The sequence below is a fragment of the Pseudomonas sp. Pseusp49 genome, assembly GCF_059491875.1.
In genome coordinates, this window is record NZ_CP168514.1 from 3145396 (window position 1) to 3167719 (window position 22324).

Sequence of the window (22324 nt, forward strand, 5' to 3'; positions counted from 1 at the left end):
TTCCCTAGGTCGCGCCAGGCTATATAGGAGTAGCTCAAATGGGAGATTAATTTTTGAGTCAGGACGCTAGTTGGGCGTGGGTGTTATTTGCTTGGTGGCTTATTATTTGATTTTTATTTGTATGGGATGGGTTTCACTACTAAGGTCCGTAATGGATAACTATTGATAATTGGATACTCAATAATGCCTAGCGTTTTTTCTGACGGAAAAGGGAATGGAAATCCAGGTTTTGTGCATACGTTCAGTCGTATTGCGCCGACTTATGAAGAGAAGTACGGTACCAAACTGAGTCAGGCCCATGACGAATGTCTGCGAATGTTGAGCCGATGGATGTGCAGCTCGAGCCCGGAAGGTGTTCTGGACATCGGTTGTGGTACCGGCGCACTGATCGAACGCATGTTCGCTCAGTGGCCCGATGCGCGCTTCGAGGGCGTCGACCCGGCTCAAGGCATGGTGGACGAGGGCGCCAAACGACGTCCCTTCGCCTCGTTCGTCAATGGCGTTGCTGAAGCCTTGCCATTCCCCTCGCAAAGCATGGATCTGGTGGTGTGCTCGATGTCGTTCGGCCATTGGGCCGACAAGCCTGCCGGCCTGAATGAGGTCCGTCGCGTGCTCAAGCCTCAGGGCTTTTTCTGCCTGGTGGAGAACCAGCCCGCGGGTTGGGGATTGACCTCGTTGATCAACTGGCTGCTGGGTTCACTGGCAGATTATCGATCAGAGCATGAGGTAATCCAGCTCGCGCAAACGGCCGGGCTGCAGAGTATGGAAACGAGAATCACCGACCAGCACGTCATTGTCGCCACTTTCCGCCCCTACCGTGGAGAGGCGGGTGATCATGGTCGTTAAAAACGAACAGGTCCTTGTCGTGGGGGCGGGCCCGGTCGGGTTGGCTGTGGCAGCAGCCCTGGCCGAGTTGGGGATAGAGGTTGATCTCATCGATAAAAGACCGGTTGCCTCCCCCCATTCCCGGGCCTTTGGCTTGGAGCCCGTCACCCTGGAGCTGCTCAATGCCTGGGGCGTGGCAGATGAGATGATACGCCGGGGGATCGTCTGGACAAGCGCGCCGCTGGGTGACAAGGCGGGCAGGTCGCTCTCGTTTTCCAAGCTCCCTTGTGAGTATCCCTACATGGTGATAATCCCGCAGTCTCAAACCGAGTCGGTTTTCACCGATTGGGTCAATCGCGTAGGGGTGAATCTGAGGCGCGGGTATGCGCTAAAGGCTCTGGTTGCTGGCGATGCACAAGTTGAGGTGACCCTAGAACACAATGAGTCCGGCAGTGTCCAGTACAGTCACTACAACTGGGTGCTGGGGGCTGATGGGGTCAACAGCTCTGTCCGTCAGCTCCTTGATATTTCGTTTGTCGGACAGGACTACAAGCATTCATTGGTGGTTGCGGACATTGTCTTGAGAAATCCTCCTTTACCCGCGGTCCATGCAAGGTCGGTCTCCAGGGGGCTGATCGCCCTGTTTCCATTACCCGATGGCAGTTATCGCGTCAGTATCGAAGACAACGAGCGCATGGATACTCCGGTCAAACAGCCGGTCACCCACGAGGAAATTGCCTGTGGGATGAGGGACATCCTGGGAAGCGATTTCGGATTGGCGCATGTGCTGTGGAGCGCACGTTACCGCAGCCAGCAGCGCCTGGCTGCTCATTACCGCCAGGGGCGGGTATTTCTGCTGGGAGATGCCGCCCACACCCATGTCCCTGCGGGGGGGCAAGGTCTGCAAATGGGGATCGGTGACGCGGCGAACCTGGCCTGGAAGCTGGCGGGTGCGATCCAGGGCACATTGCCGATGGATATCCTGGACAGTTACGAGGCCGAGCGTAAGTCTATCGCGGCGGCGGCATTGCGCAACACGGATCTGCTTTTCCGCTTCAATACGGCTTCCGGCCCGGTAGGCCGTCTGATTCACTGGATCGGGTTGCAGGCGACGCGGACCCCGTATGTGGCGCAGAAGGTGGTCAGTTCACTGGCAGGAGAGGGCGTGCGCTATGGCAGTATGCGACGCCGAGGCGATCATCGCTTGGTGGGCCGACGTCTACCCCTGCTGAGCCTGCTTCCTGAGGGCGAGCGATTGCCACGACAGAGCTTGACCCAGTTACTGCGAGGGGGGCGGTTTGTCCTGGTGCATCATCGTGCCGATGGGCTGGCCGCCGATCTTCGACGTGATTTTCCGGGATTGCAAACGGCGTCTATCAGCGAGGATTCGCGCAATAACAGCTTGTCCGCTGGCGAGGGAGTCATTGTCAGGCCGGATGGTGTGGTGATCTGGGTCGGTAAAAAGTCGAACATGGCCAAGGAACGTTTGGCTGATTGGTTGCTGGACGATTCTGGTTTCGCGCGTCAGAACCTGATCTGGAACAGGTGACAACCCGCTAAAACGCTGGGAAAACTGATCGTACGTGAAAGCGGCTTTGCTCTCGAATCGATTGACTTTTTGAAGAGAGCCTTTCTTGTGCGTCCACAATTCCATTGTGGACGCACAAGACTTTGCACAATCGCATCAGTCAAGTGCCGTTTTTTGCACAGAACATACACCCACGAGCCATGGGCCTTGACCAGTCCCACCTGATTCATCGTTGTGGTATTCGCTCCGGGTACCGGAACACCGCTGTTCGGCGGCCTGCGCGGGATCAATCTGGTGGGCATGGACATGGTGGAAGTGGCGCCGGCCTATGACAGTGCGGAGATCACCTCACTGGCGGCGGCGACATTGGCGATGGAGATGTTGTGCCTGTATGCGGCCAGGCATAAGGTCGATAGGTAACAACGATCCTCGGTGTCACCACTGACGCCATCGCGGGCAAGCCCGCTCCCACAGAAGTTGCGCAGAACCTGCGGGAGCGGGCTTGCCCGCGATGCTTTTAAGCGACTGGAACGATTGGCAGGTCAAGGACCTGACCACCGCTGAACCGCACGAACGAACCGGCTATGGATTCGTGCGGCACGCCTTTGGCCACCTCGCTGACACCGTCCAGCCGCGCCAACTGCTCAGCACTCAACTGCACATTCAGCGCCCCCAACGTGGCGTCCAGCTGTTCACGTGTCCGCGAACCGAGGATCGGAATCAGCGCCGTGGTCGAGCGTTTGGCTTTTTCCCGCAACCAGGCAATGGCCACGTGGGTCGGGCTGGCGTCGAGTTCTGCGGCGATGTCGATCAAGGTGTCGAGCAGGGCGGTTTCGCGGGCGCTTTTTTCAGCATGAATCAGCACGCCGAGCTTGTTCGCGCGGTTGTCGCCTTGGCTGTTGCGATACTTACCGGTCAGGAAGCCGCCACCCAGCGGCGACCACAGCGTCGCGGCCAGGCCAAGGGCTTCGGCCATCGGCAGCTGTTCGCGCTCGGCGGTGCGTTCGGCGAGGCTGTACTCGACCTGGATCGCAGCGATCGGCGCAAAGCCACGTACTTCGGCCAGCAGGTCGGCGCGGGCGATGCGCCACGCGGGGAAGTTCGACAGCCCGGCGTAGTGGATCTTGCCGGCACTGACCAGGTCGTCGAAGCCGCGCAGGATCTCTTCCATGGGGGTGACGCCGTCGCTCATGTGGGCCCAGAACAGGTCGATGTGATCGGTCTTAAGTCGTTTCAGGCTCTCTTCGACGGCGCGTACCATGTTCTTGCGGCTGTTGCCGGTGTGGGAAATACCGGCCGCCGGTGTAGTCCCCAGGGTGTATTTGGTGGCGATGACCAGGCTATCCCGTTCTGCATTGATGAATTCGCTGAGCATGGCCTCGGACTGCCCGCTCTGATAGCCATTGGCGGTGTCGATGAAGTTGCCGCCGGCTTCCAGGTAGCCATCAAAAATGCGCCTGGCTTCGTCACGCTCGGCGCCATGGCCCCAGCCGGTACCGAAATTACCGGCGCCCAAGGCCAGTTCGGACACTCGCAAGCCGGTTTTACGGCCGAAAACTTTGTAATGCATGGGATAACTCCAGAGGGGTGATGGCAGGATTTATAGATGATGCATGACATGTATAAAATATGATGTCTATCATTTAAATCGTCAAGGCGCTTTTCTTTCCTGCATAAAACCGCCGATCGCCGGTCACGCCATCAATGCGCAATGGCATACTGCCGCCCATGACTATCGAATCCCCCTTAAGCGCCTGGCAGCACGCGATCGAGCAAAAGGGCTTCGTCCAGGACGAGGCCCAGGAGCATGCCGTGTGGGCGCTGCAAAAATGCCACGAAGCGCTGCATGAAGGCCGCTCAGCCGTTTCCGGCGTGTACCTGTGGGGGCCGGTGGGGCGGGGTAAGACCTGGTTGATGGACCAGTTCTACCAAAGCCTGCGAGTACCGGCGCGGCGCCAGCACTTTCATCACTTCATGGGCTGGGTGCACCAGCGTTCGTTTCAACTGACCGGCACCGTCGACCCGCTCAAGGCGTTGGCCCGTGAGTTGTCCGAAGAAGTGCGCGTGCTGTGTTTCGATGAGTTGTTCGTCAATGACATCGGCGACGCGATCATTCTCGGGCGGCTGTTCCAGGTGATGTTCGAGCAGGGCGTCGTGGTGGTCTGCACCTCCAACCTGCCGCCGGACCAGTTGTACGCCGACGGCTTCAATCGTGACCGTTTCATGCCCGCCATCGCCGCGATCAAGCAACACATGCAGGTGATCGCGGTGGATGGCGGGGAAGACCATCGCCTGCATCCGGGGGCCGCTTCGCAGCGCTATTGGGTGGCCGAGCCGGGCACGCCCGGTGCGCTGGGCGAAGTGTTCCAGGCGTTGAGCGCCGGCCAGTCGGCATCGAGCGAGCCGGTCCCGGTCGGTTACCGCTCGCTGGAGGTGGTCAAGGCCAGCCCGACCGTGCTCTGGACCCGCTACGCCGCGCTGTGCGAGCAACCCTTCGCGGCCATGGATTTCATCGCCCTGTGCGATACCTACGGCGCTATTCTGTTGGGGGACGTACCCAACCTCAGCGCGCAAAAACGTGCCGGGCGCATCGCCCGCGGTACCGAGGACGGTGTCGAGCGGGTGGAAGCGGGGGACCGCGAACTGCCGCAATTGTCTGTGCATGACGACGGCGTAAGACGTTTCATCGCGCTAGTGGACGAGTGCTACGACCGCAAGGTGCCGCTGTACCTTGAGGCGCAAGTGCCGATGGCAGCGCTTTATACCGAGGGTTACCTGGAATTTCCGTTCCGCCGCACCCTCAGTCGATTGCAGGAAATGCAGTTGCAACGGTTTGCCGAAGTCTGATCGGGAGCAGCACACATGAATCAGCCCCTGTCGCACCACCTGCTGACCATGGCTTATCAGAACGCCTGGGCCAACCACCGACTGGCCAAGGCCTGGAGGCAGTTGAGCCCACAGGAGTTGATCGCCGCGCGGGTCAGCTTCTTCCCCAGCATCCGCGCGACCCTCAACCACATCCTCACCTGCGACTGGTTTTATGTGGATGCGCTGGAGCGCGAAATGCGCGGCGATGATCCGCATCCCGACTGCCGGGTGTTTTTCAAGGAAGACGAACCCTGCCTCATCGCGTCGGACCTGGTTCGTGAACAGGCCCATGTCGACCGTCGATTGATCGCTTACTGCGAGCAGCTGCGTGACGCCAGCCTCAGCAAAATCGTGACCATCGCCCGCGATACGCCCCAACACGACAGCCGTCTGCGCCTGCTGTCCCATTTGTTCGAACACCAGATCCATCATCGCGGTCAGGTTCACGCCATGCTCAGCGGCACCTCGGTCAAGCCACCGCAACTCGACGAGTTTTTCTGCGCCGGCGAGTCGCACTTGCGGGCCGAGGATTTTGCCGAGCTGGGGTGGACGGAAGCGTTGATCTGGGGCGCTTGAGCGCCAAAGAATTGCGCGGTGGTGATTGTCGATACCCGGGTGCTCGCGCTATGGTCCGCCGGCACTTCAGCGTGAAATACATGCTGGGGGCTACTTCATGTGTGATCGAGGATGGAAATGGACTCCGCAGAAATTCTTGTGCTTCAGGCCAGCTACACCAATCCGGTGCATGCCGAGGCTATTTGTCTGGTGTTGAACCACTACGCCGAGGACCCGATGGGGGGCGGCCAGCCGTTGCCGGCCCATGTCCTGGAGCAACTCCCAGCAGAGCTTGCCAGGCGTCCCCACGCGTTCAGTGTGCTGGCTTTTGTCGGGGGCGAGCCGGCGGGGCTGATCAATTGCTTCGAGGGGTTCTCGACCTTTGCCTGCCGGCCGTTGGTCAATGTGCACGACGTGTCGGTGGTGAAAAAATTTCGCGGCCTGGGCCTGAGCCAGAAGATGCTGCAAAAGGTCGAGGACATCGCCCGTCAGCGGGGTTGCTGCAAGCTCACCCTGGAAGTGCTGGAAGGCAATGCCGTAGCGCAGGGCTCGTATGAAAAAGCCGGTTTCGCCGCCGGCATGTTCTACCCGGCCCATGGACGCATGCTGTTCTGGACCAAGAGCCTCTAACTCGACAGAACGTTTTTTTGGGTTTTTCACTTTCCGCGTGCAGCCTGCGATCTTTTGATCTTCAAACGTCAAAAGATCGCAGCCTTCGGCAGCTCCTACGGGATTGGTGTACGCGCTTTGATCACGGGTGTACGCGGTCGGTGTAGGAGCTGGCGCAGCCTGCGATCTTTTGATCTTCAGCGGTCGCTTTGGCGTCAACGTCAAAAGATCGCAGGCTTCGGCAGCTCCTACGGGATTGGTGTACGCGCTTTAATCACGGGTGTACGCGGTCGGCGTAGGAGCTGGCGCAGCCTGCGATCTTTTGATTTTCAGCGGTCGCTTTGGCGTCAACGTCAAAAGATCGCAGGCTTCGGCAGCTCCTACGGGATTGGTGTACGCGCTTTGATCACGGGTGTACGCGGTCAATGTAGGAGCTGGCGCAGCCTGCGATGGTCGTTAACGATGACGCGGGCGAGCGGGATGAACGCGGCGCACTTGGGGCCATCGCCAGCAGGCTGGCTCCTACAGTGTCAGTGTCCCGGGAATGCGTGAAGAACCCAAAAAAAGGGCGTCCTTCAGGACGCCCAAACGGTCTTCTGCGACTGTAGAGCCGCAGTCAGAGGATCATTTCGGTCTGTAGGTTTCAGTCATTTGTGCGGTTTGATCGTCAGGCACCCGTAGTCCGATGCTCGGGATCGGATGGCCGAGGGCTGCTTGCTGGGCCAGTCGCAGACTTTCGAAGTAATAGCGCATGCGTTCGGCTCCACCTTCGGCGAATGCGCTGGTCGAACCCAGCGCCATCAGGCCGACGAGGATCACGGCGGTGCGTTTCATGGTATGCCTCCCACTAAAGTTGTCGGATGCCTTTCGTCCATGAATCAATGAAGCAGTGTCGAAATGGCATTATCCGCCGATTCGCTTAAATGGGAATTGATTTCACTGCTGGCCTTGCCATGAAAAAGGGGCCGGAACCGGCCCCTGAAAGGATTACTGCTGAACGACCGCGGGTGGCGTTTTCGGCTTCATCAGGCTGAAATCGATCAACGCGCGCTGCTCACGCTCATAGGGGTTGCCGATCATCAATGGCCGGGCTTTGAAACTGTCGCTGACCACACTCTTGCTGCGATCGAGTTCGTCGAAGCTCAGGCCTGCCAGATCGGCCCAGGTGTGGATCAGGTGCGAGCTGCTGTAAGGACGCGACAGATCGCCGGCGAGGTTCCAGTCATGGCTTGCCCGCCACTTCGGCGAAGCCCAGGCCATGAACGGAATGGTGTACATCGGAGCCGTCGGCTTGTTCTCGTTGCGCCCCAGGGTACTGTGACCCGCGGAATCGAACACGTCTTCGCCATGGTCGGAGAGGTACAGCAGGAAGCCGTTCGGATCGGTTCTGGCGTAGTCCTTGATCAGGCTGGACACCACGAAGTCGTTGTACAGCACGGCGTTGTCATAGCTGTTGTACGTCGGCACCTGATCGTCACGTACGCCGGCCGGAACGCCATTGCGGTCCTGGAACTTGTCGAAGGCCTGTGGGTAGCGGTACTGGTAGCTCATGTGCGTGCCGAGCAGATGCACGACGATGAGTTTGCGCGGCGCCGCGTCGGCCAGGGCCTTGTTGAACGGCTCGATCACGTCGCCGTCGTACTGCGCGGCGTTCTGGTTGCGGTTGTTGTTCAGGTACACCTGTTCGTCGGCCTGTTCGGAGAAGGTCGTGAGCATGGTGTTGCGCTTGGTCATGGTCTGCTGGTTGGTGATCCAGAAGGCTTTGTAACCGGCCTGTTTCATCATGCTGACCAGCGATGGCGTCGACAGGTACAGGTCCGGGTTTTCTTCGTCGGCGAAGGTCAGGACCTGTTGCAGCGCTTCAATGGTGTAGGGGCGCGGAGTGATGACGTTGTCGAAAACGTCCAGTTGATCCTTGAGCTTGTCCAGTTCCGGCGTGGTTTGCCGTGGGTAACCGTACAGGCTCATGCGCTGACGGTTGGTGGACTCGCCGATCACCAGCACCAGGGTGGCAGGCGTATTGGCCATGGCGTCCTTGAGGTTGCGCAGCGGTGCAATCCTGCTGGCACTGTTGAGCATGTCCTGCATGCCGGCCAGGGTTTCCAGGTAACGGTGATAGGCCACGGCCATCTGCCATGGCACCGCCGGCTCGATGCGGGTTTCGAACTTGTCGAAGCCTTCGGCGAAACTGCCGGTGCGCGAGGTTTGCTTGATCAGGGGATATCCGACCACCGCCACGACAATGGCCAGCGCTGCGGCGATGGCCTTGCCACGGGGCAGGTACACCGGGCGCAGGCGAGTCCACAGGAAATAGGCAAATGCGCTGTGGGCCAGGAACGCCGGGATCATCCACCAGGCAAAGTACTGGGTCATGTACTCACCGGCTTCAGCCACGTTCGACTCGAACATGATGAAGATGACGCTCTGGGAAAATTCCTGCTGGTAAATGAAGAAGTAGCCCAGGCTCGCCATGGAACACGCCCACAGCACGACGCCGATCACGGCGGCCATGACACGGGTCTGTTTGGGGAACAGCAGCATCGGCGCCAGCCAGATCGCGCTCATGACGAAGGCCTGGCGGAATCCGGTAAACCCGGAGGTGCCCGTCAGTTGGATCAGTAGTTGGGTGATGCCGGAAAAGTACCAGAAGAATACAAACAGCCAGACGAATCCGGCCCAATCAAAACCTGCCGCAGTCGTTTTGCTGCGTTCGAACAAAGACATTCAGCGCTCCAGCCGAGAATTCACTACCACCGCCGGGACTTGGAGATCGCGGACGACGAACAAGGGCCGCACGGAACCGGGCGGCCTGGAATTTGTAATTATCGTGAGACAATTGTGAAAATTTTGTGAGTTGCCGGAGGCGGCAGGGCGTGAGCCGGTGCGGAAGCAGTGCAGACTGCTCCCGCTAGAAACGGGGAGAATCAGGCGAGTGGGGCGCGTTGCACCGCAGCCAGGGGCTGCGTCTGACCTGTTTGCAGCAGCAGTCGCAACTGCGCCAGCTCCTGTTTCAATTGATCGCGTTCGTCCTTCAACTGACGCAATTCATCGCGACGGATAGTGACGTAAAGGGTTTGTGCTGGCAGTGCGGTATGTACTGTGCCCATTGCTCACCTCGCAAATGGCGTGTCTCAACTGTAGTGCCGCTTCGAAATCAACGGCTGATCTACTATCGGCGCCAATTTTGATTTCTTTTGCTCCCGAAGGGAACTTTTTTATTTTTCATTGTCGTTGTGTCTTCGGCTTGATTCCCGACGTTATCCATCAGGATCGGGCACAATGCCCGGAAACTTCACGCCAACGCTCTGGACTAACCTCATGAGTCGCGTTGGGCTATAACCTTTGACACACATTTTATTTGTAGTAGGGAGCATCAGCACATGCAACTCGGGATTATTGGACTGGGCCGCATGGGCGGCAATATTGCGCGGCGCCTGATGCTCAACGGGCACACCACCGTTGTTTACGACCGCAATACCGCCTTTGTCGAAGCCTTGTCCGCTGAGGGCTCCACCGGCGTCGCCGATCTGCCGGCGCTGGTCGCTGGCCTGGCCAAACCGCGTGCGGTGTGGGTCATGCTGCCGGCAGGCGCACCGACCGAAGAGACCATCGACACCCTGAGCACCTTGCTCGAAGCCGGCGACACCATCATCGACGGCGGCAACACCTTCTATAAGGACGATATCCGCCGGGCCAAAACCCTGTCGGAAAAAGGCCTGCATTACATCGACGTCGGTACATCCGGCGGCGTCTGGGGCCTGGAGCGTGGCTACTGCATGATGATCGGCGGCGATGCCGCGACAGTTAAGCGTCTCGACCCGCTGTTCGCAACCCTGGCCCCGGGCATGGGTGACATCCCGCGTACCAAGGACCGCAAGTCCGACGACGACCGTGCCGAGCGTGGCTACATTCACGCCGGTCCCGCCGGCGCCGGGCATTTCGTGAAGATGATCCACAACGGCATCGAATACGGAATGATGCAGGCCTTCGCCGAAGGCTTCGACATCCTGCAAACCAAAAACAGCGAGAGCCTGCCAGCCGACCAGCGTTTCGACCTGAACGTGGCCGACATCGCCGAAGTCTGGCGTCGTGGCAGCGTGGTGTCCTCGTGGTTGCTCGACCTGACGGCAGACGCCCTGGCCAGTGATCCGAAACTCGACGGGTTCTCCGGGTCGGTGGCCGACAGCGGTGAAGGCCGCTGGACCATCGAGGCGGCGATGGAGCAAGCGGTGCCGGTGCCGGTGCTGTCGAACTCGCTGTTTTCCCGCTACCGCTCGCGCGGCCAGGGCACCTTTGGCGACAAGGTTCTCTCGGCCCAGCGCTTCGGCTTCGGCGGCCATGTGGAGACCTCGAAAAAATGACCCACGTGATCCGCAGAAAATCCAAGGCTGAGCCTGCACCCGCGACGACGCTGTTTCTGTTTGGCGCCCATGGCGACCTGGTCAAGCGTCTGTTGGTGCCGGCGCTGTATAACCTCAAGCGCAACGGGCTGCTCGGGGATGGACTGCGGATCATCGGCGTTGACCACAACGCCATCAGCGATGAAGGTTTTGCGCAAAAGCTCGAAGACTTCATTCGAAACGAGATGACTGGCAAGGGTGATCACACCCTTGATCCAGTGGTCTGGTCCAGACTTGCCAAAGGCATCAGCTACGTCCAGGGCGATTTCCTGGACGACAGCACTTATCAAGCGCTGGCGGCGAAAATCGCCGACAGCGGAACCGGCAATGCGGTGTTCTACCTGGCCACCGCGCCGCGTTTCTTCAGTGAGGTGGCGCGCCGACTCGGTGCCGCCGGATTGCTGGAAGAAACCCCCGAGGCTTTCAGGAGGGTGGTGATCGAAAAACCCTTCGGCTCCGACCTGCAAACGGCCGAGGCCTTGAATGCCTGCCTGCTCAAGGTGATGACGGAAAAGCAGATCTACCGGATCGATCACTATCTGGGCAAGGAGACCGTGCAGAACATTCTGGTCAGCCGGTTCTCCAACAGCCTGTTCGAAGCGTTCTGGAATAATCACTACATCGACCACGTACAGATCACCGCCGCTGAAACCGTCGGCGTGGAAACCCGTGGCAGTTTTTATGAGCACACGGGTGCGCTGCGGGACATGGTGCCCAATCACCTGTTCCAGTTGCTGGCAATGGTGGCGATGGAACCTCCCGCCGCGTTCGGCGCCGATGCGGTGCGCGGCGAGAAAGCCAAGGTCGTCGGCGCGATCAGGCCCTGGACGGTCGAGGAGGCCCGTGCCAACTCGGTACGAGGTCAATACGCCGCGGGTGAAATCGACGGCAAGGCGCTGCCGGGCTATCGCCAGGAAGACAAGGTCGCACCCGACAGCAATACCGAAACCTATGTGGCCCTCAAGGTCATGATCGATAACTGGCGCTGGGTCGGGGTGCCGTTCTACCTGCGCACCGGCAAGCGCATGAGCGTGCGTGACACCGAGATCGTCATCTGTTTCAAACCGGCACCCTATGCGCAGTTTCGCGATACCGAGGTCGATGAACTGCAGCCGACTTATTTGCGCATCCAGATCCAGCCGAACGAAGGCATGTGGTTCGACCTGTTGGCCAAACGTCCCGGTCAGGCCCTGAAAATGGACAACATCGAGCTGGGGTTTGCCTACAAGGACTTTTTCGAGATGCAGCCGTCCACGGGCTACGAAACCCTGATCTACGATTGCCTGACCGGCGATCAGACGTTGTTCCAGCGCGCCGACAACATCGAAAACGGCTGGCGCGCCGTGCAGCCGTTCCTCGATGCCTGGCAACAGGACGCCAGCGTGCAGAGCTATGCCGCCGGGGAAAATGGCCCGAAGGCCGGCGAAGAATTGCTCACCCGTGACGGTCGCGTCTGGCACCGTCTTGGATAATGTGGGAGCGAGCTTGCTCGCGATAGCGGTCTGTCAGGCACTTGGATGTGAATGTGCCGCCGCTATCGCGAGCAAGCTCGTTCCCACAGGGTTGGGGGGTTACAGCCAGTAGCTCACCGCATACCACCCGAGCAAGCCCATGACCACGGTGTACGGCAACGCCATCCAGACCATCCGCCCGTAAGACAGGCGCACCAGTGGTGCGATCGCCGAGGTCAGCAAGAACAGGAACGCCGCCTGGCCGTTGGGCGTCGCCACGCTCGGCAGGTTGGTGCCGGTGTTGATCGCAATGGCCAGCGTTTCGAAATGTTCACGGGTCATCTCACCCGCCATGAAAGCGCGCTTCACTTCGGTGATGTAAATGGTCGCGACGAATACGTTGTCACTGATGGCTGACAGCAGGCCGTTGGCAATGAACAGCATGCCCGGTTGTTGGTCCGCCGGCAGCGCCAGTACCCAGTGGATCAGCGGCGAGAACAATTGCTGGTCATGAATCACCGCGACCACGGCGAAAAACACCACCAACAAGGCGGTAAACGGCATGGCGTCCTTGAACGCGGTGCCGAGGCGGTGTTCGTCGGTGATGCCGGTAAACGCGGTGATCAACACGATCACCATCAAGCCGATCAAGCCCACTTCGGCGATGTGAAACGCCAGCCCGGCGATCAGAATCAATGCGGCGGCGCCTTGTACCAGCAGTGCGGCCCGTTGGCGGGCGGTGCGTTCGGCATTGTCTTCGGCGGCGTAGTTGGCCAGCACCGCACGGACGTTCTCCGGCAGCAGCGTGCCGTATCCGAACCAGCGCAGCTTTTCCAGCAGGACGCAAGTCACCAGGCCTGCGACCAGTACCGGCAGGGATACCGGCGCAACCTGGGTGAAGAATTCGGAGAAATGCCAACCCATTTCATGGCCGATCAGCAGGTTCTGCGGTTCACCGACCAGCGTACACACGCCGCCCAGTGCGGTGCCTACGGCACCGTGCATCAGCAGGCTGCGCAGAAAGGCGCGGAACTGTTCGAGGTCGCCCTGATGCAGGGTCGGCAATTGTTTGTCGTCGCTGTACTCGCTGTCCTGGCGCGGGTCGTTACCCGAGGCGACGCGGTGATACACCGAGTAAAAGCCTACGGCGGCACTGATGATCACGGCGGTCACGGTCAAGGCATCGAGGAACGCCGACAGAAAGGCCGACAGAAAGCAGAACATCAGGGCCAACGCAGCCTTGGAGCGAACCCCCAACAGCAGGCGCGAGAACAGGTACAGCAACAAGTCCTTCATGAAATAGATACCGGCCACCATGAACATCAGCAGCAGGATCACCGGGAAATTGTGCAGCAACTCGTCATACAGCGCCTGCGGCGTGGTCATCTTCAGCAGCAGGGCTTCAATCAACAACAGGCCGCCGGGCATCAGCGGATAACACTTGAGCGCCATGGCCAGGGTGAAGATGAACTCCAGCACCAGCAGCCAGCCGGCCGCTACCGGGCCAACGGTCCACAGGACCAGGGCATTGAGAATCAGAAAGCCGACGATGCAGGCCTTGTACCAACGGGGCGAATGCCCGAGAAAGTTGTGCGCGAACGCCTGGGCCATTGAACCGGACATCGGCTGCTCCTTGTTTTAAGAAGCGCGCAACTTGCCGCAAGCGGGGGAGAAGATCAAGCGCAGGAAAAATGCACGTGCTTACCCCTGATAGCGAGCGATGACCGCCTTGTAGTTTCCATGCAGTGAATAGCCGCCTACGACGATGTTTCCATCGGTCTGCGCCGCGACACAGGTGGCAGTATCCAGGCTGGGGCCGAGGCGGGTACGCGTATAGCCGCGGCCGTCGCCAAAGAGGCAATCGGGATGGCCGTCAGGCAGGTATCGACCGATCAGGAAGTCTGCTTCGATGCCGCCGATGGTTGCGCCCGCCGTCAGCACACCGCCATCGGGTTGTAGCTGCGCGGTATTCCACTGGCAGCCGTTGTGGCCAATGACCAGGCGTTGCGGCTGGCCGCCGTTGCAGTGATTGTCGGGGCGGCCGTTGCTGTGCATCTTGAACGTCAGGCAATGCATCGGCTCGCGACTGCAACCAAAACACAGGACGTCTCCATTGATTTGCTGGACCACCTGACTGACCTGGGCGCCATGCCCCTGCGCCTTGAACGTCAGGAATCCGTCCACGGCGAAACTGTCGTCGAGGCGGCCGTCGGCGTGGTAGCGCGCCAGTAAGCCTTCTTCAGGGAAGTTGATCGATCCACCCACCAGAACCCGGCCGTCACCCTGTATTGTCAGGCTGCTGAGCCAGGTATTCATCAGCAGGTGCCGGACCACCACAAAGCCACGGCCATTGAACGAGCAGTCCAGCGAGCCTTCGACATCCAACCGTATCAACAGGCCGACGTGATCGGCCAGTTCGAAGTGATGGTTGGCCAGAATCAGGATCCGGCCGTCTCGCTGTACGCCCACATCACAGGCTTCAGCGCCCGGCACACCGGGAGGCAGCCAGATATCGCGCACACCGAGGGACAGACCGCCAGGCAAGCGCACGACGCGGCGGCCATTGTCGCCAAAGCTTCGAACCACGCGACCCTCTTGATCGAACAGTGCCAGACCCGGGAGCGTGCGGTGTGCGTTATCGTATTGCAGGCCGGCCAGCAGGATATTGCCGTCGGGCATGATCAGTACCTTGGCGCCCATGGCTTCGAACCCGGGTTCGAATTGCCCGATGACGCTGCCTTGCCTGCCGAAGGCAAGGTCTGCCGAGCCATCTTCCAGCAAGCGGGCCAGGCCAAAGCGGCTGCCATCGGCCATGGCGACCTTTGCCGCCACCAGCATACGGCCCCGGGCATCGATTGCGACGTCGTTGGCCATGCTGGAGAGGCTGTCGGCGAAATACACCTGGGTTTTGCCGTTGCCTGCAAAGGTCGTATCGAGAGTGCCGGCAGTGTTCCGGACGGTGGAGCAGGCAATGGCGGACTGGATTGACATGAACCGCATCTCCTTGCGAGTCGTCCTGATCCAGAAGTTTGGGTGGCGACTTTATAAGAAGAATATTCAATCCCTGAATGGGGAGATGCACAACTGTAAGAACTAACAGACGGAGAGTCGCTGTGTGCCACAACAGTGTCTTTTCGAACCAATGGCAAGCCTGCAAAGTATAGGGTGCACAAAAGTTCAAACTAACGGGGCAACGAGTGCGTATGGGCGAGAACGATCGGCCCAACTAAAAGGCGGGGAAGGGCGCGGATTACCTCGGAGTAATCCGCAAAACGGTTAGTGCGGCATCGACCATGACTGCAGTGTGTAACCTTCCTCGCTCAATTCGGCGCGGGCCTGTTCCAGCAGCAATTCGAGTTGTGCGGGATCGGAATAAGCGCTGCTTGGGATCTGCTTGCGGCCAATGCTGGTGCTGGTGCGGTCGATAACGGTCAGGCTGAGTTCGCCATTACCGTCCTGTGGAGCCCAGGCCACGCATTTGAATGGTTTAAATGCACGGTCGGCAATCAAAAGTGCTTCGTTGATACGGAGCGGGGCGTTCATAGGGTCTTCTCTCTGTGTGCCCAATCAAGTGATGTGCCGTCGGTTGGGCTTACCGTTCGGCTGGTTACTTGTACTGATGCCCGCAACCGGGGTTCGGGTCACACAACAATCAAAATTAATTTCGACTTTATTTCACAGGCTCAAGAATGAGCCCGGCTTTGAAAGCTGAATGAAAGAAAAGAGTCGTTAGGTAACTATCAAAGTCGCCTCTTATAACTGGATGTATCGTAATCCTATAGTCAAACGGTACAAGGAACTGTCAAGTTCTTGCTAATGTTACAGTCAGGTCCGCCAAATGATTGTTTTTACTAATTTTTCTAAAAATTGGCGCCAAGGAACAGTCATGAGCGATGTGCCAGCTTCACGACGTCTATTAGTGGTGGACCCCTGTGACGATTGCTATCGTCTGCTCCCTGGATTGCGCGCTATCGGTTGGGATGTTGACAGCTGCACGCTGGAACACGCCACTGACCGAACCTGCGACGTGGGCTTGATACGCCTGCAGCCGTATCACCTTGAGCACCCGGAAGCCGTCAAGGAATTGATCAGCCGCAGTGGCGCAGAGTGGATAGCGGTACTCAACCAGGAAGTGCTGCGACTGCAAAATGTCGGCGACTTTGTCTGTGAGTGGTTTTTTGACTTTCATACCTTGCCGTTCGATGTGTCCAGGGTTCAGGTAACGCTGGGCCGGGCATTTGGCATGGTGCGGTTGCGTGGACAGGGTACGGTGCATGTTGACCAGCCCGAGCATGAATTGCTCGGCGACAGCAAACCTGTGCGCGAACTGCGAAAGCTCTTGAGCAAACTGGCTCCAACCGAATCTCCGGTATTGATTCGCGGTGAAAGCGGCACCGGCAAGGAGTTGGTCGCACGAACCCTGCATCGTCTGTCCCAGCGTCACAGCAAACCCTTCATCGCGATCAATTGTGGTGCGATTCCCGAACACTTGATCCAGTCCGAGTTGTTCGGCCATGAGAAAGGCGCATTTACCGGCGCACATCAACGCAAGGTCGGACGAATAGAAGCCGCTAACGGCGGCACCCTGTTTCTCGATGAAATCGGTGACCTGCCACTGGAGTTGCAGGCCAATCTGCTGAGGTTCCTCCAGGAAAAACACATCGAGCGGGTGGGTGGCAGTCAGCCGATTCCGGTCGACGCGCGGGTGCTGGCGGCGACGAATGTCGACCTAGAAGCCGCTATCGCAAAGAAACGCTTTCGCGAAGACTTGTATTACCGCCTGAACGTACTGCAAGTGGTGACCGTTCCGCTGCGCGAGCGCCATGGCGACTTGTCGATGCTGGCCAATCACTTCTCCCATTTCTACAGCCGTGAAACCGGACGTCGTCCCCGCAGTTTCAGCGAAGACGCCTTGATTGCCATGGGCAAGCACGACTGGCCAGGCAATGTTCGTGAGCTGGCCAATCGCGTTCGTCGTGGGCTGGTATTGGCCGAAGGCCGGCAGATCGAGGCCCGCGACCTGGGGTTGATCAGTCAACACGCGATTGCCGCGCCGATGGGCACCCTCGAAGAATACAAGACCCGGGCCGAACGCCAGGCGTTGTGCGATGTATTGAACCGCCACTCAGATAACCTGAGTGTCGCCGCCAAAGTATTGGGCGTGTCGCGCCCGACTTTCTACCGGTTGTTGCACAAGCATCAGATTCGTTGAATTCCTGCTTCAAACAAAAAGAATGCAGCAATGAAAATTGGGGGCGCGGCGCGCTTGAGTCCATCGCCAGCAAGCTGGCTCCTACAGTTACAGCGTGGGCATGGCCCCTGGGAGCTGGCGCAGCCTGCGATCTTTTGGCGGTTTCGGAATTGCTTAAGATCAAAAGATCGCAGCCTGCGGCAGCTCCTACAGACACATCCGATACCCTGTAGGAGCTGGCGCAGCCTGCGATCTTTTGGCGGTTTCGGAATTTGCTTGAGATCAAAAGATCGCAGCCTGCGGCAGCTCCTACAGACACATCCGATACCTTGTGGGAGCTGGCTTGCCAGCGATGGTCGTTAACGATTACGCGGGCGAACTGGATGAACGCGGCGCACTGGAGTCCATCGCCAGCAAGCTGGCTCCTACAGTTTCCCTGGATTGCGTGAAGAGCCTGGTCAGAAGTAGTAAGGGAATTTCAGGCTGAACTGGAAGTCCGGGGCGTCGTCCGTCATGCCAATGGACAGGTTGGGTACGATGGTCAGGTTGTCGGTGGCCGCAATGGTCATGCCGATGTTGAAGTAACCGGCGTTGGCATCGCTGGACACCACCGATTGCCAATCCCCGCCATCTTCCTTGAGCTGGCTTTTGCGTTGCACCAGATCAGAGACCGAGAACGACATGCTCATCTTTTCGTTCAGGGCGAACGCAATGCCGGCGCCAATCTGGAAACTGTCGCCAATGCGAACTTTGCCTGGCGTCTTGAGCGCCGGATTGGAGCTGATGTCGTCGAAGGATTCTTCCAGGTTGTGCGTGTACGACAGACTGCCGAACAGCACTGCCGGATCGAAGGTCTTGACCAGAGAGATCCCCGGCGTGATCGACCAGACGCCGTTGCCGGTAGGCAAGGATTCAGGCACGGCCAGGTTGGAGTTGGCGTCCACCCGAACCAGCTTGATGCCGAACGGGTCTTTGCCGGTGGGTGCCTTGACGCGCAAGGTCAACACGGCATCGGGCGTGTTGGCCGACTCGTCGAGGAATTTGTAGGCAATACCGAAGTTGACGTCACCAATGGCCGGGTCTTCCTTGACGGTGTCTTCGGTCGTGACGTTGGCGGCGCCGTTGTTGCCGCCACCGGACTGGTACGTGGACTGACGGTAAACCACCGGCACGTTCAGGTCGAACTGCCAGCGATTGTTGAAGTTGTAGCGGCCGGTGAGGTCCAGCGTCCAGGTGTCGGCCTTGATCCGGTCCAGGTTGATGGCACCGAGAAAGATCGAGTCCAGTGCGAGAAAACCGTTGAGGACCAGTTGGCGGGTATCGTACCGGGAGTAGGTTATCCCGGTTTCGACACTGAACTTGCCACCGCCGAAGAACCCGCTGGCCTCGTCATACAGGTTTGAAACGCTTTGCGCCGGCTGTGAGTCATCGGCCAGCGATTGTCCATACGAACTGCCGCTGCCCCCCGCTGCACCCCCTGAAGCCGCCGCGGCACCGGTGCCGGTGGCGACGTTTGGATTGCCCTTCAGGTCGGCGGGCGACTTGGCCAGGCGTTTGGGCGGGGGTGGCGCAGGCTGTTCTTCGACCTGGCGGACCCGTTGTTCAAGAACCGCCAGGGCCTTTTGCTGGACTTCGTATCGCTGCTTCAACTCCAGAAGCTCTCGTTTGAGAGCCTCCATTTCCGGGTCAGTTGCTGCCTGCACCATCGCCACCGGCAGTAGAGAGCACAAGCAAATAACTGCACGCAGTGATACCGATCGGTACATGAAAAAACCGTCCATTTGTGCCCAGTGCTCGTGTCTCAGCGTAGCTCAATACCCCAAGGTCCGTAATGCGGTGAGTTGGTTCAGGTTGTAGCCCAATGCACCATTACTCGGTTCTTTATTGTCGAGCACGACGTTGAGTCGCGTCATGTTGTTGACCACATTGCTGTTGCCCAGCAACCGGGTGTCTTGCAGTAACCCGCCCTGGGCGACTTGTTGCAGGCTTGAGCCCTGGTTGTTGTTGGCGGTAATGGCCACCTGAACGCCGCCGCCGGTCGCGGACACGGCGACACTGCCTGCAGCATTGCTGCCGGTGATGGTTTGGCCGGCTACCAGCGCCTGGCCACGGCTCGGCACTGGCGCAGGGGCCGTGCTGGCCTCTTTGACGTTGATGGCGATCTTGTTGTTTGCACTGTTGCCATCGCCAGCGGCCCGTGTGACCTGGGTGACGCCCTGAGAGGTGCTCAGTCCCGCACCACCCGTTATGTTACCGGTGCCCGGGGCGGTGCCCGAAACGGTGCCTGAGCCGTGGCTCGAACCGGTACCTGAGTTGGGCGAACTGCCTTTACCACTGTGATTGAAGGTTGAAACATAGAACTCGGGCTTGACCGTTTCGGCCTGAAGACGCATCGAGGTGGTTGCCCCGATCAGATCACCACTGGCGTTGCGCCAGGTACTGCTCATGACAACGCCGAAGCTGATGATCCGCCCCGGCATCACATACCGGCCACGCAACTCGGCCAGTTCCTGGTCCTTGATTTCGATGGGTCTGAACTCATCAGCAAAACCTGAAGTGGTCGCTGCCAGACAGGCAGTGACCACCCAATACGAGGTTTTCATTTGCTGCTCCCGGAGCATCCTGCCCCCTGTCATCTTGTTGGCGATTAAAAGAAGTCGCTCTGTATGAAACCGAAATCCATCAATTCAGCATCTTTGACCGGGTTGAAATTATCCATCTTGTTCTTGGCCGTCAGCGGTTCCGGCGGACTGCGTAACGCATTGGCCTTGTCGTAACCGGGACCGATGATAGCGAAGACAATACCATTCCAGCCTTTGACAAAGTCATCATGGGAGTAGCGTTTGTGACCGAGCACCGGGTCGCCGATGTACACCCAGTTTCTGTCCGCCCGCTGCAACACCACGAAGTGCTTGTAGCCGCGAATGTCCATCAGTACTACCACTGGAATCGTCACGGCATCGAGTCTTTCAGGCGGGATCTTGTAGCCCCGGGCACGCATGCCGATGCTTTCTATGTAGCGCTTCATGTCCAGCATGGAAAAACCCTGGGTACGGACCAGGTCCTGGTCGGCAAAGACCAGCATGCCTTTGATGATGTGCTCTTCATCGACGTCAAGCCAATAGGCCTGGCGCAGTATCGTTGCCAGCGCGGCGGCGCCGCAGCTGAAATCGGTTTTCTGTTCGACGATGTCGCTGAACTTGCGCTCACGCAAACTCTGTACGTGCTTGTACACCAGCACGCCGCCCGGCAGGGCGGCAACCGGCATCTGTGCAGCCTGGGTCAGGCCAGACAGGCACAGCAGGGCGAAAAGGGCCGTCTTGCACATGGACGATACGCCTTCAGACCGAAGAAAAGCGCCGTCGCCGAGGCTTTCATGGCGGTCGCGATTATGGGCATGATTTGCAGCCTGCGGCGATCGACAGCGAGTTGCTTTGCTGGTTGCCGACGCCGGACGACACGTTGGCTCCGCCGTTGCCGGAGAAGTTGTTCATCGAGCCCGTGATCGAAGCATTGTTGGTTACAGGAGGTCTCCAGCCCTCTGGCGTCATCACTTGTTGAGTGGTTACGCCGGACAGGCCCAGTACACCCACGGGTACGAACTCAGGCCTGGCGTTGTTGGTGACTTTCAGCCCGGATGTGCTTTGGTTGGCCGCCGCGGCGGCGACTGCTACACGGCCGCCCGAAACGGCAATCGCCAGGTTGTTTTTCTGTTGGTTGAAGTCGCCGGTGGTCACGTTGATGCCGATGTTGCCGGAACCGCTGTTGCCCGCGTTATTGAGCGTTGTGTTGTTGGTGTTGGAGTGGTTCCTGGCGGTGTTGCCGGTGCTCTTCTGAGTCGCGCTGGAGACGGTGACGGCGGAGCCGAAGATGAAGGCTTCGTCCGCCGTGGCAAGGGCGGCGGCGTTGTCTTGCTGGTTGCCGTTACCGGCTGCAACGTTGGCGCCCATGTTGCCGTTGGAGCTGTTCAGGGAGTTATCGATTTTGCCGTCGTTTTGTGTGCCCCGGTTCACTACCCCGCTGTCACTGCTTTCCTGCGAGTCCAGCACGGCGGCCCCGGCGCCTGAGGTGATTTGCAGAATTTGATCCAGCGACGGGCCATTGGACTGTTGGTTGCTGCCCTGTCCATTGCCCTGCACGGGATCAGCCTGGGCTGCGAATGCCATCACTGCTGCCAGGGCGAAAGCCAGTGGTTTGAGAGCAGTTGTCGGGTTCATGGTGATTCTCCGTGCTCATTGGTAGTTCAAGTGTTGGTACTTCCCCATTCGCGCTGTATCGGGGTCAGTCAGAGACCCGGATACTCAGGGTGTTAGCCATTCGGTTCCCCACCCCGGCACTCTGGTTCACCTGGATCACGCCCCGGCTGCCAGTGAATGCCTGGTCGCTTGTCACGACCTGGCGACTGCCGATTGGGGTGCCAGTTGCTCCCGAGTTCGGTAGCAACGCCACGTTCTGTTGAGAAAGAGCACTGTCGTCGATGGCTTGCGGTGCAGCGCCGATACTGATGCGCAGGGCATTGGCCATCTGGTTGTTCGCACCGGCACTCTGGTTGACGCCCAGTACGCCGCTGCCATGACTGAAAGAGGTGCCGCCGATAGTGGCCGTCGCATCCATCGATGCATTGGCGGGCGTGGTGATTCTCTGCCTGACGCTGGTAGTTGCACCGGCTTGGGTACCAATGGCGATCGCGCGGACGTTGGCCTGCTGCTGTTGATCACCCGCCGCCTGGTTGACGCTGAAGTTGCCGCGGTATTGGGTACCGGAGTCCAGGAGGGTGGCGTTGTTCACCGAACTGACGCCCGAATCGGCCATCGCGCTGGTGCCGCCGAGCAGGGCAAGCAACAGGGCAGTCAACAGGGCAGGTAAAAGCGCAGGTATCAGAAAGGAACGATCCATC

20 protein-coding genes and 1 pseudogene are annotated in these 22324 nt (G+C 59.1%); 9 read left to right on the forward strand and 12 right to left on the reverse strand.

Annotated features, from left to right (window positions below; translation table 11 throughout):
- The first annotated feature begins 231 nt into the window (after positions 1-231).
- From ACEN83_RS14190 to ACEN83_RS14200, 3 genes and pseudogenes are all read left to right on the forward strand, one after another.
- Positions 232-846 (forward strand): class I SAM-dependent methyltransferase, encoded by a 615-nt coding sequence (locus tag ACEN83_RS14190; RefSeq protein WP_165824735.1) that lies wholly within the window; start codon positions 232-234, stop codon positions 844-846.
- The gene (locus tag ACEN83_RS14195; protein WP_495580672.1) at positions 836-2374 is read left to right on the forward strand and encodes an FAD-dependent monooxygenase; all 1539 of its coding nucleotides are present in this window, start codon (positions 836-838) and stop codon (positions 2372-2374) included. The genes ACEN83_RS14190 and ACEN83_RS14195 overlap by 11 nt, the downstream gene beginning before the upstream one ends.
- Before the next feature lie 219 nt (positions 2375-2593).
- Positions 2594-2773 (forward strand): annotated as a pseudogene (locus tag ACEN83_RS14200) (arginase family protein); the annotation flags it as partial.
- Positions 2774-2870: 97 nt separating this feature from the next.
- On the opposite strand, the gene ACEN83_RS14205 reads toward ACEN83_RS14200, so the two are convergent.
- Entirely contained in the window at positions 2871-3923 is a 1053-nt protein-coding gene (locus ACEN83_RS14205; protein WP_495580673.1) for an aldo/keto reductase, read from the reverse strand.
- 158 nt (positions 3924-4081) lie between these two features.
- Between ACEN83_RS14205 and zapE the strand changes: the two genes are divergently transcribed.
- The 3 genes from zapE (at position 4082) to ACEN83_RS14220 (ending at position 6406) form a co-directional block, all read left to right on the forward strand.
- Positions 4082-5200: a cell division protein ZapE gene (zapE, locus tag ACEN83_RS14210; protein WP_495580674.1), complete on the forward strand. Its 1119-nt coding sequence runs from the start codon at positions 4082-4084 to the stop codon at positions 5198-5200.
- Positions 5201-5215: 15 nt separating this feature from the next.
- A complete protein-coding gene (locus tag ACEN83_RS14215; protein ID WP_495580675.1) occupies positions 5216-5797 on the forward strand; it encodes a DinB family protein in 582 nt (193 codons plus the stop codon).
- 117 nt (positions 5798-5914) lie between these two features.
- Entirely contained in the window at positions 5915-6406 is a 492-nt protein-coding gene (locus tag ACEN83_RS14220) for a GNAT family N-acetyltransferase (RefSeq protein WP_495580676.1), read from the forward strand.
- Positions 6407-7009: 603 nt separating this feature from the next.
- Here the strand turns inward: ACEN83_RS14220 and ACEN83_RS14225 are convergent.
- The 3 genes from ACEN83_RS14225 to ACEN83_RS14235 form a co-directional block, all read right to left on the reverse strand.
- A complete protein-coding gene (locus ACEN83_RS14225) occupies positions 7010-7219 on the reverse strand; it encodes a hypothetical protein (protein WP_495580677.1) in 210 nt (69 codons plus the stop codon).
- Positions 7220-7372: 153 nt separating this feature from the next.
- Positions 7373-9109, reverse strand: coding sequence for a phosphoethanolamine transferase CptA (locus ACEN83_RS14230; RefSeq protein ID WP_495580678.1), 1737 nt, complete (start codon positions 9107-9109; stop codon positions 7373-7375).
- Positions 9110-9309: 200 nt separating this feature from the next.
- Entirely contained in the window at positions 9310-9492 is a 183-nt protein-coding gene (locus ACEN83_RS14235; RefSeq protein WP_007970071.1) for a DUF6026 family protein, read from the reverse strand.
- Positions 9493-9741: 249 nt separating this feature from the next.
- On the opposite strand from ACEN83_RS14235, the gene gnd reads away from it, so the two are divergent.
- Entirely contained in the window at positions 9742-10746 is a 1005-nt protein-coding gene (gene gnd / locus ACEN83_RS14240) for a phosphogluconate dehydrogenase (NAD(+)-dependent, decarboxylating) (protein ID WP_371321732.1), read from the forward strand.
- A complete protein-coding gene (gene zwf, locus ACEN83_RS14245; protein ID WP_495580679.1) occupies positions 10743-12257 on the forward strand; it encodes a glucose-6-phosphate dehydrogenase in 1515 nt (504 codons plus the stop codon). The genes gnd and zwf overlap by 4 nt, the downstream gene beginning before the upstream one ends.
- Positions 12258-12356: 99 nt before the next feature.
- Here the strand turns inward: zwf and nhaB are convergent, their stop codons facing one another.
- The 3 genes from nhaB to ACEN83_RS14260 all read right to left on the reverse strand — a co-directional run bounded on the left by nhaB (position 12357) and on the right by ACEN83_RS14260 (position 15779).
- The gene (nhaB, locus tag ACEN83_RS14250; protein ID WP_495580680.1) at positions 12357-13859 is read right to left on the reverse strand and encodes a sodium/proton antiporter NhaB; all 1503 of its coding nucleotides are present in this window, start codon (positions 13857-13859) and stop codon (positions 12357-12359) included.
- Between the two features lie 78 nt (positions 13860-13937).
- Positions 13938-15227, reverse strand: coding sequence for an NHL repeat-containing protein (locus ACEN83_RS14255; protein ID WP_495580681.1), 1290 nt, complete (start codon positions 15225-15227; stop codon positions 13938-13940).
- 285 nt (positions 15228-15512) lie between these two features.
- Complete coding sequence (locus ACEN83_RS14260) at positions 15513-15779, reverse strand: hypothetical protein (protein WP_007970062.1); 267 nt, start codon at positions 15777-15779, stop codon at positions 15513-15515.
- Positions 15780-16122: 343 nt separating this feature from the next.
- Between ACEN83_RS14260 and ACEN83_RS14265 the strand changes: the two genes are divergently transcribed.
- Positions 16123-17448: a sigma-54 dependent transcriptional regulator gene (locus ACEN83_RS14265; protein ID WP_495580682.1), complete on the forward strand. Its 1326-nt coding sequence runs from the start codon at positions 16123-16125 to the stop codon at positions 17446-17448.
- Between the two features lie 437 nt (positions 17449-17885).
- On the opposite strand, the gene fapF is transcribed toward ACEN83_RS14265, so the two are convergent.
- The 5 genes from fapF to fapB form a co-directional block, all read right to left on the reverse strand.
- The gene (fapF, locus tag ACEN83_RS14270; protein WP_116580680.1) at positions 17886-19193 is read right to left on the reverse strand and encodes a fibril amyloid transporter FapF; all 1308 of its coding nucleotides are present in this window, start codon (positions 19191-19193) and stop codon (positions 17886-17888) included.
- Positions 19194-19238: 45 nt separating this feature from the next.
- A complete protein-coding gene (fapE, locus tag ACEN83_RS14275; protein ID WP_495580683.1) occupies positions 19239-20048 on the reverse strand; it encodes a fibril amyloid subunit FapE in 810 nt (269 codons plus the stop codon).
- Between the two features lie 26 nt (positions 20049-20074).
- Positions 20075-20755, reverse strand: coding sequence for a fibril amyloid maturation endopeptidase FapD (fapD, locus tag ACEN83_RS14280; RefSeq protein WP_495580684.1), 681 nt, complete (start codon positions 20753-20755; stop codon positions 20075-20077).
- Between the two features lie 61 nt (positions 20756-20816).
- Positions 20817-21644 carry an amyloid-like fimbrin subunit FapC gene (gene fapC, locus ACEN83_RS14285; RefSeq protein ID WP_007970056.1) on the reverse strand — a complete coding sequence of 276 codons (828 nt, stop codon included), beginning with the start codon at positions 21642-21644 and terminating at the stop codon, positions 20817-20819.
- Positions 21645-21708: 64 nt separating this feature from the next.
- Positions 21709-22323, reverse strand: coding sequence for a fibril amyloid subunit FapB (fapB, locus tag ACEN83_RS14290; RefSeq protein WP_495580685.1), 615 nt, complete (start codon positions 22321-22323; stop codon positions 21709-21711).
- Position 22324 lies beyond the last annotated feature (1 nt).

Excerpts from the sequence above, each read along its gene's own strand:
- fapB (WP_495580685.1), bottom strand. The coding sequence starts at position 22,323 with ATGGATCGTTCCTTTCTGATACCTGCGCTTTTACCTGCCCTGTTGACT.
- fapE (WP_495580683.1), bottom strand. The coding sequence starts at position 20,048 with ATGCTCCGGGAGCAGCAAATGAAAACCTCGTATTGGGTGGTCACTGCC.
- ACEN83_RS14255 (WP_495580681.1), bottom strand. The coding sequence starts at position 15,227 with ATGTCAATCCAGTCCGCCATTGCCTGCTCCACCGTCCGGAACACTGCC.
- zapE (WP_495580674.1), top strand. The coding sequence starts at position 4,082 with ATGACTATCGAATCCCCCTTAAGCGCCTGGCAGCACGCGATCGAGCAA.
- ACEN83_RS14235 (WP_007970071.1), bottom strand. The coding sequence starts at position 9,492 with ATGGGCACAGTACATACCGCACTGCCAGCACAAACCCTTTACGTCACT.
- ACEN83_RS14205 (WP_495580673.1), bottom strand. The coding sequence starts at position 3,923 with ATGCATTACAAAGTTTTCGGCCGTAAAACCGGCTTGCGAGTGTCCGAA.
- fapC (WP_007970056.1), bottom strand. The coding sequence starts at position 21,644 with ATGAACCCGACAACTGCTCTCAAACCACTGGCTTTCGCCCTGGCAGCA.
- ACEN83_RS14265 (WP_495580682.1), top strand. The coding sequence starts at position 16,123 with ATGAGCGATGTGCCAGCTTCACGACGTCTATTAGTGGTGGACCCCTGT.
- fapF (WP_116580680.1), bottom strand. The coding sequence starts at position 19,193 with ATGTACCGATCGGTATCACTGCGTGCAGTTATTTGCTTGTGCTCTCTA.
- ACEN83_RS14260 (WP_007970062.1), bottom strand. The coding sequence starts at position 15,779 with ATGAACGCCCCGCTCCGTATCAACGAAGCACTTTTGATTGCCGACCGT.
- fapD (WP_495580684.1), bottom strand. The coding sequence starts at position 20,755 with ATGTGCAAGACGGCCCTTTTCGCCCTGCTGTGCCTGTCTGGCCTGACC.
- ACEN83_RS14225 (WP_495580677.1), bottom strand. The coding sequence starts at position 7,219 with ATGAAACGCACCGCCGTGATCCTCGTCGGCCTGATGGCGCTGGGTTCG.
- ACEN83_RS14220 (WP_495580676.1), top strand. The coding sequence starts at position 5,915 with ATGGACTCCGCAGAAATTCTTGTGCTTCAGGCCAGCTACACCAATCCG.
- ACEN83_RS14195 (WP_495580672.1), top strand. The coding sequence starts at position 836 with ATGGTCGTTAAAAACGAACAGGTCCTTGTCGTGGGGGCGGGCCCGGTC.
- ACEN83_RS14230 (WP_495580678.1), bottom strand. The coding sequence starts at position 9,109 with ATGTCTTTGTTCGAACGCAGCAAAACGACTGCGGCAGGTTTTGATTGG.
- zwf (WP_495580679.1), top strand. The coding sequence starts at position 10,743 with ATGACCCACGTGATCCGCAGAAAATCCAAGGCTGAGCCTGCACCCGCG.
- ACEN83_RS14215 (WP_495580675.1), top strand. The coding sequence starts at position 5,216 with ATGAATCAGCCCCTGTCGCACCACCTGCTGACCATGGCTTATCAGAAC.
- nhaB (WP_495580680.1), bottom strand. The coding sequence starts at position 13,859 with ATGTCCGGTTCAATGGCCCAGGCGTTCGCGCACAACTTTCTCGGGCAT.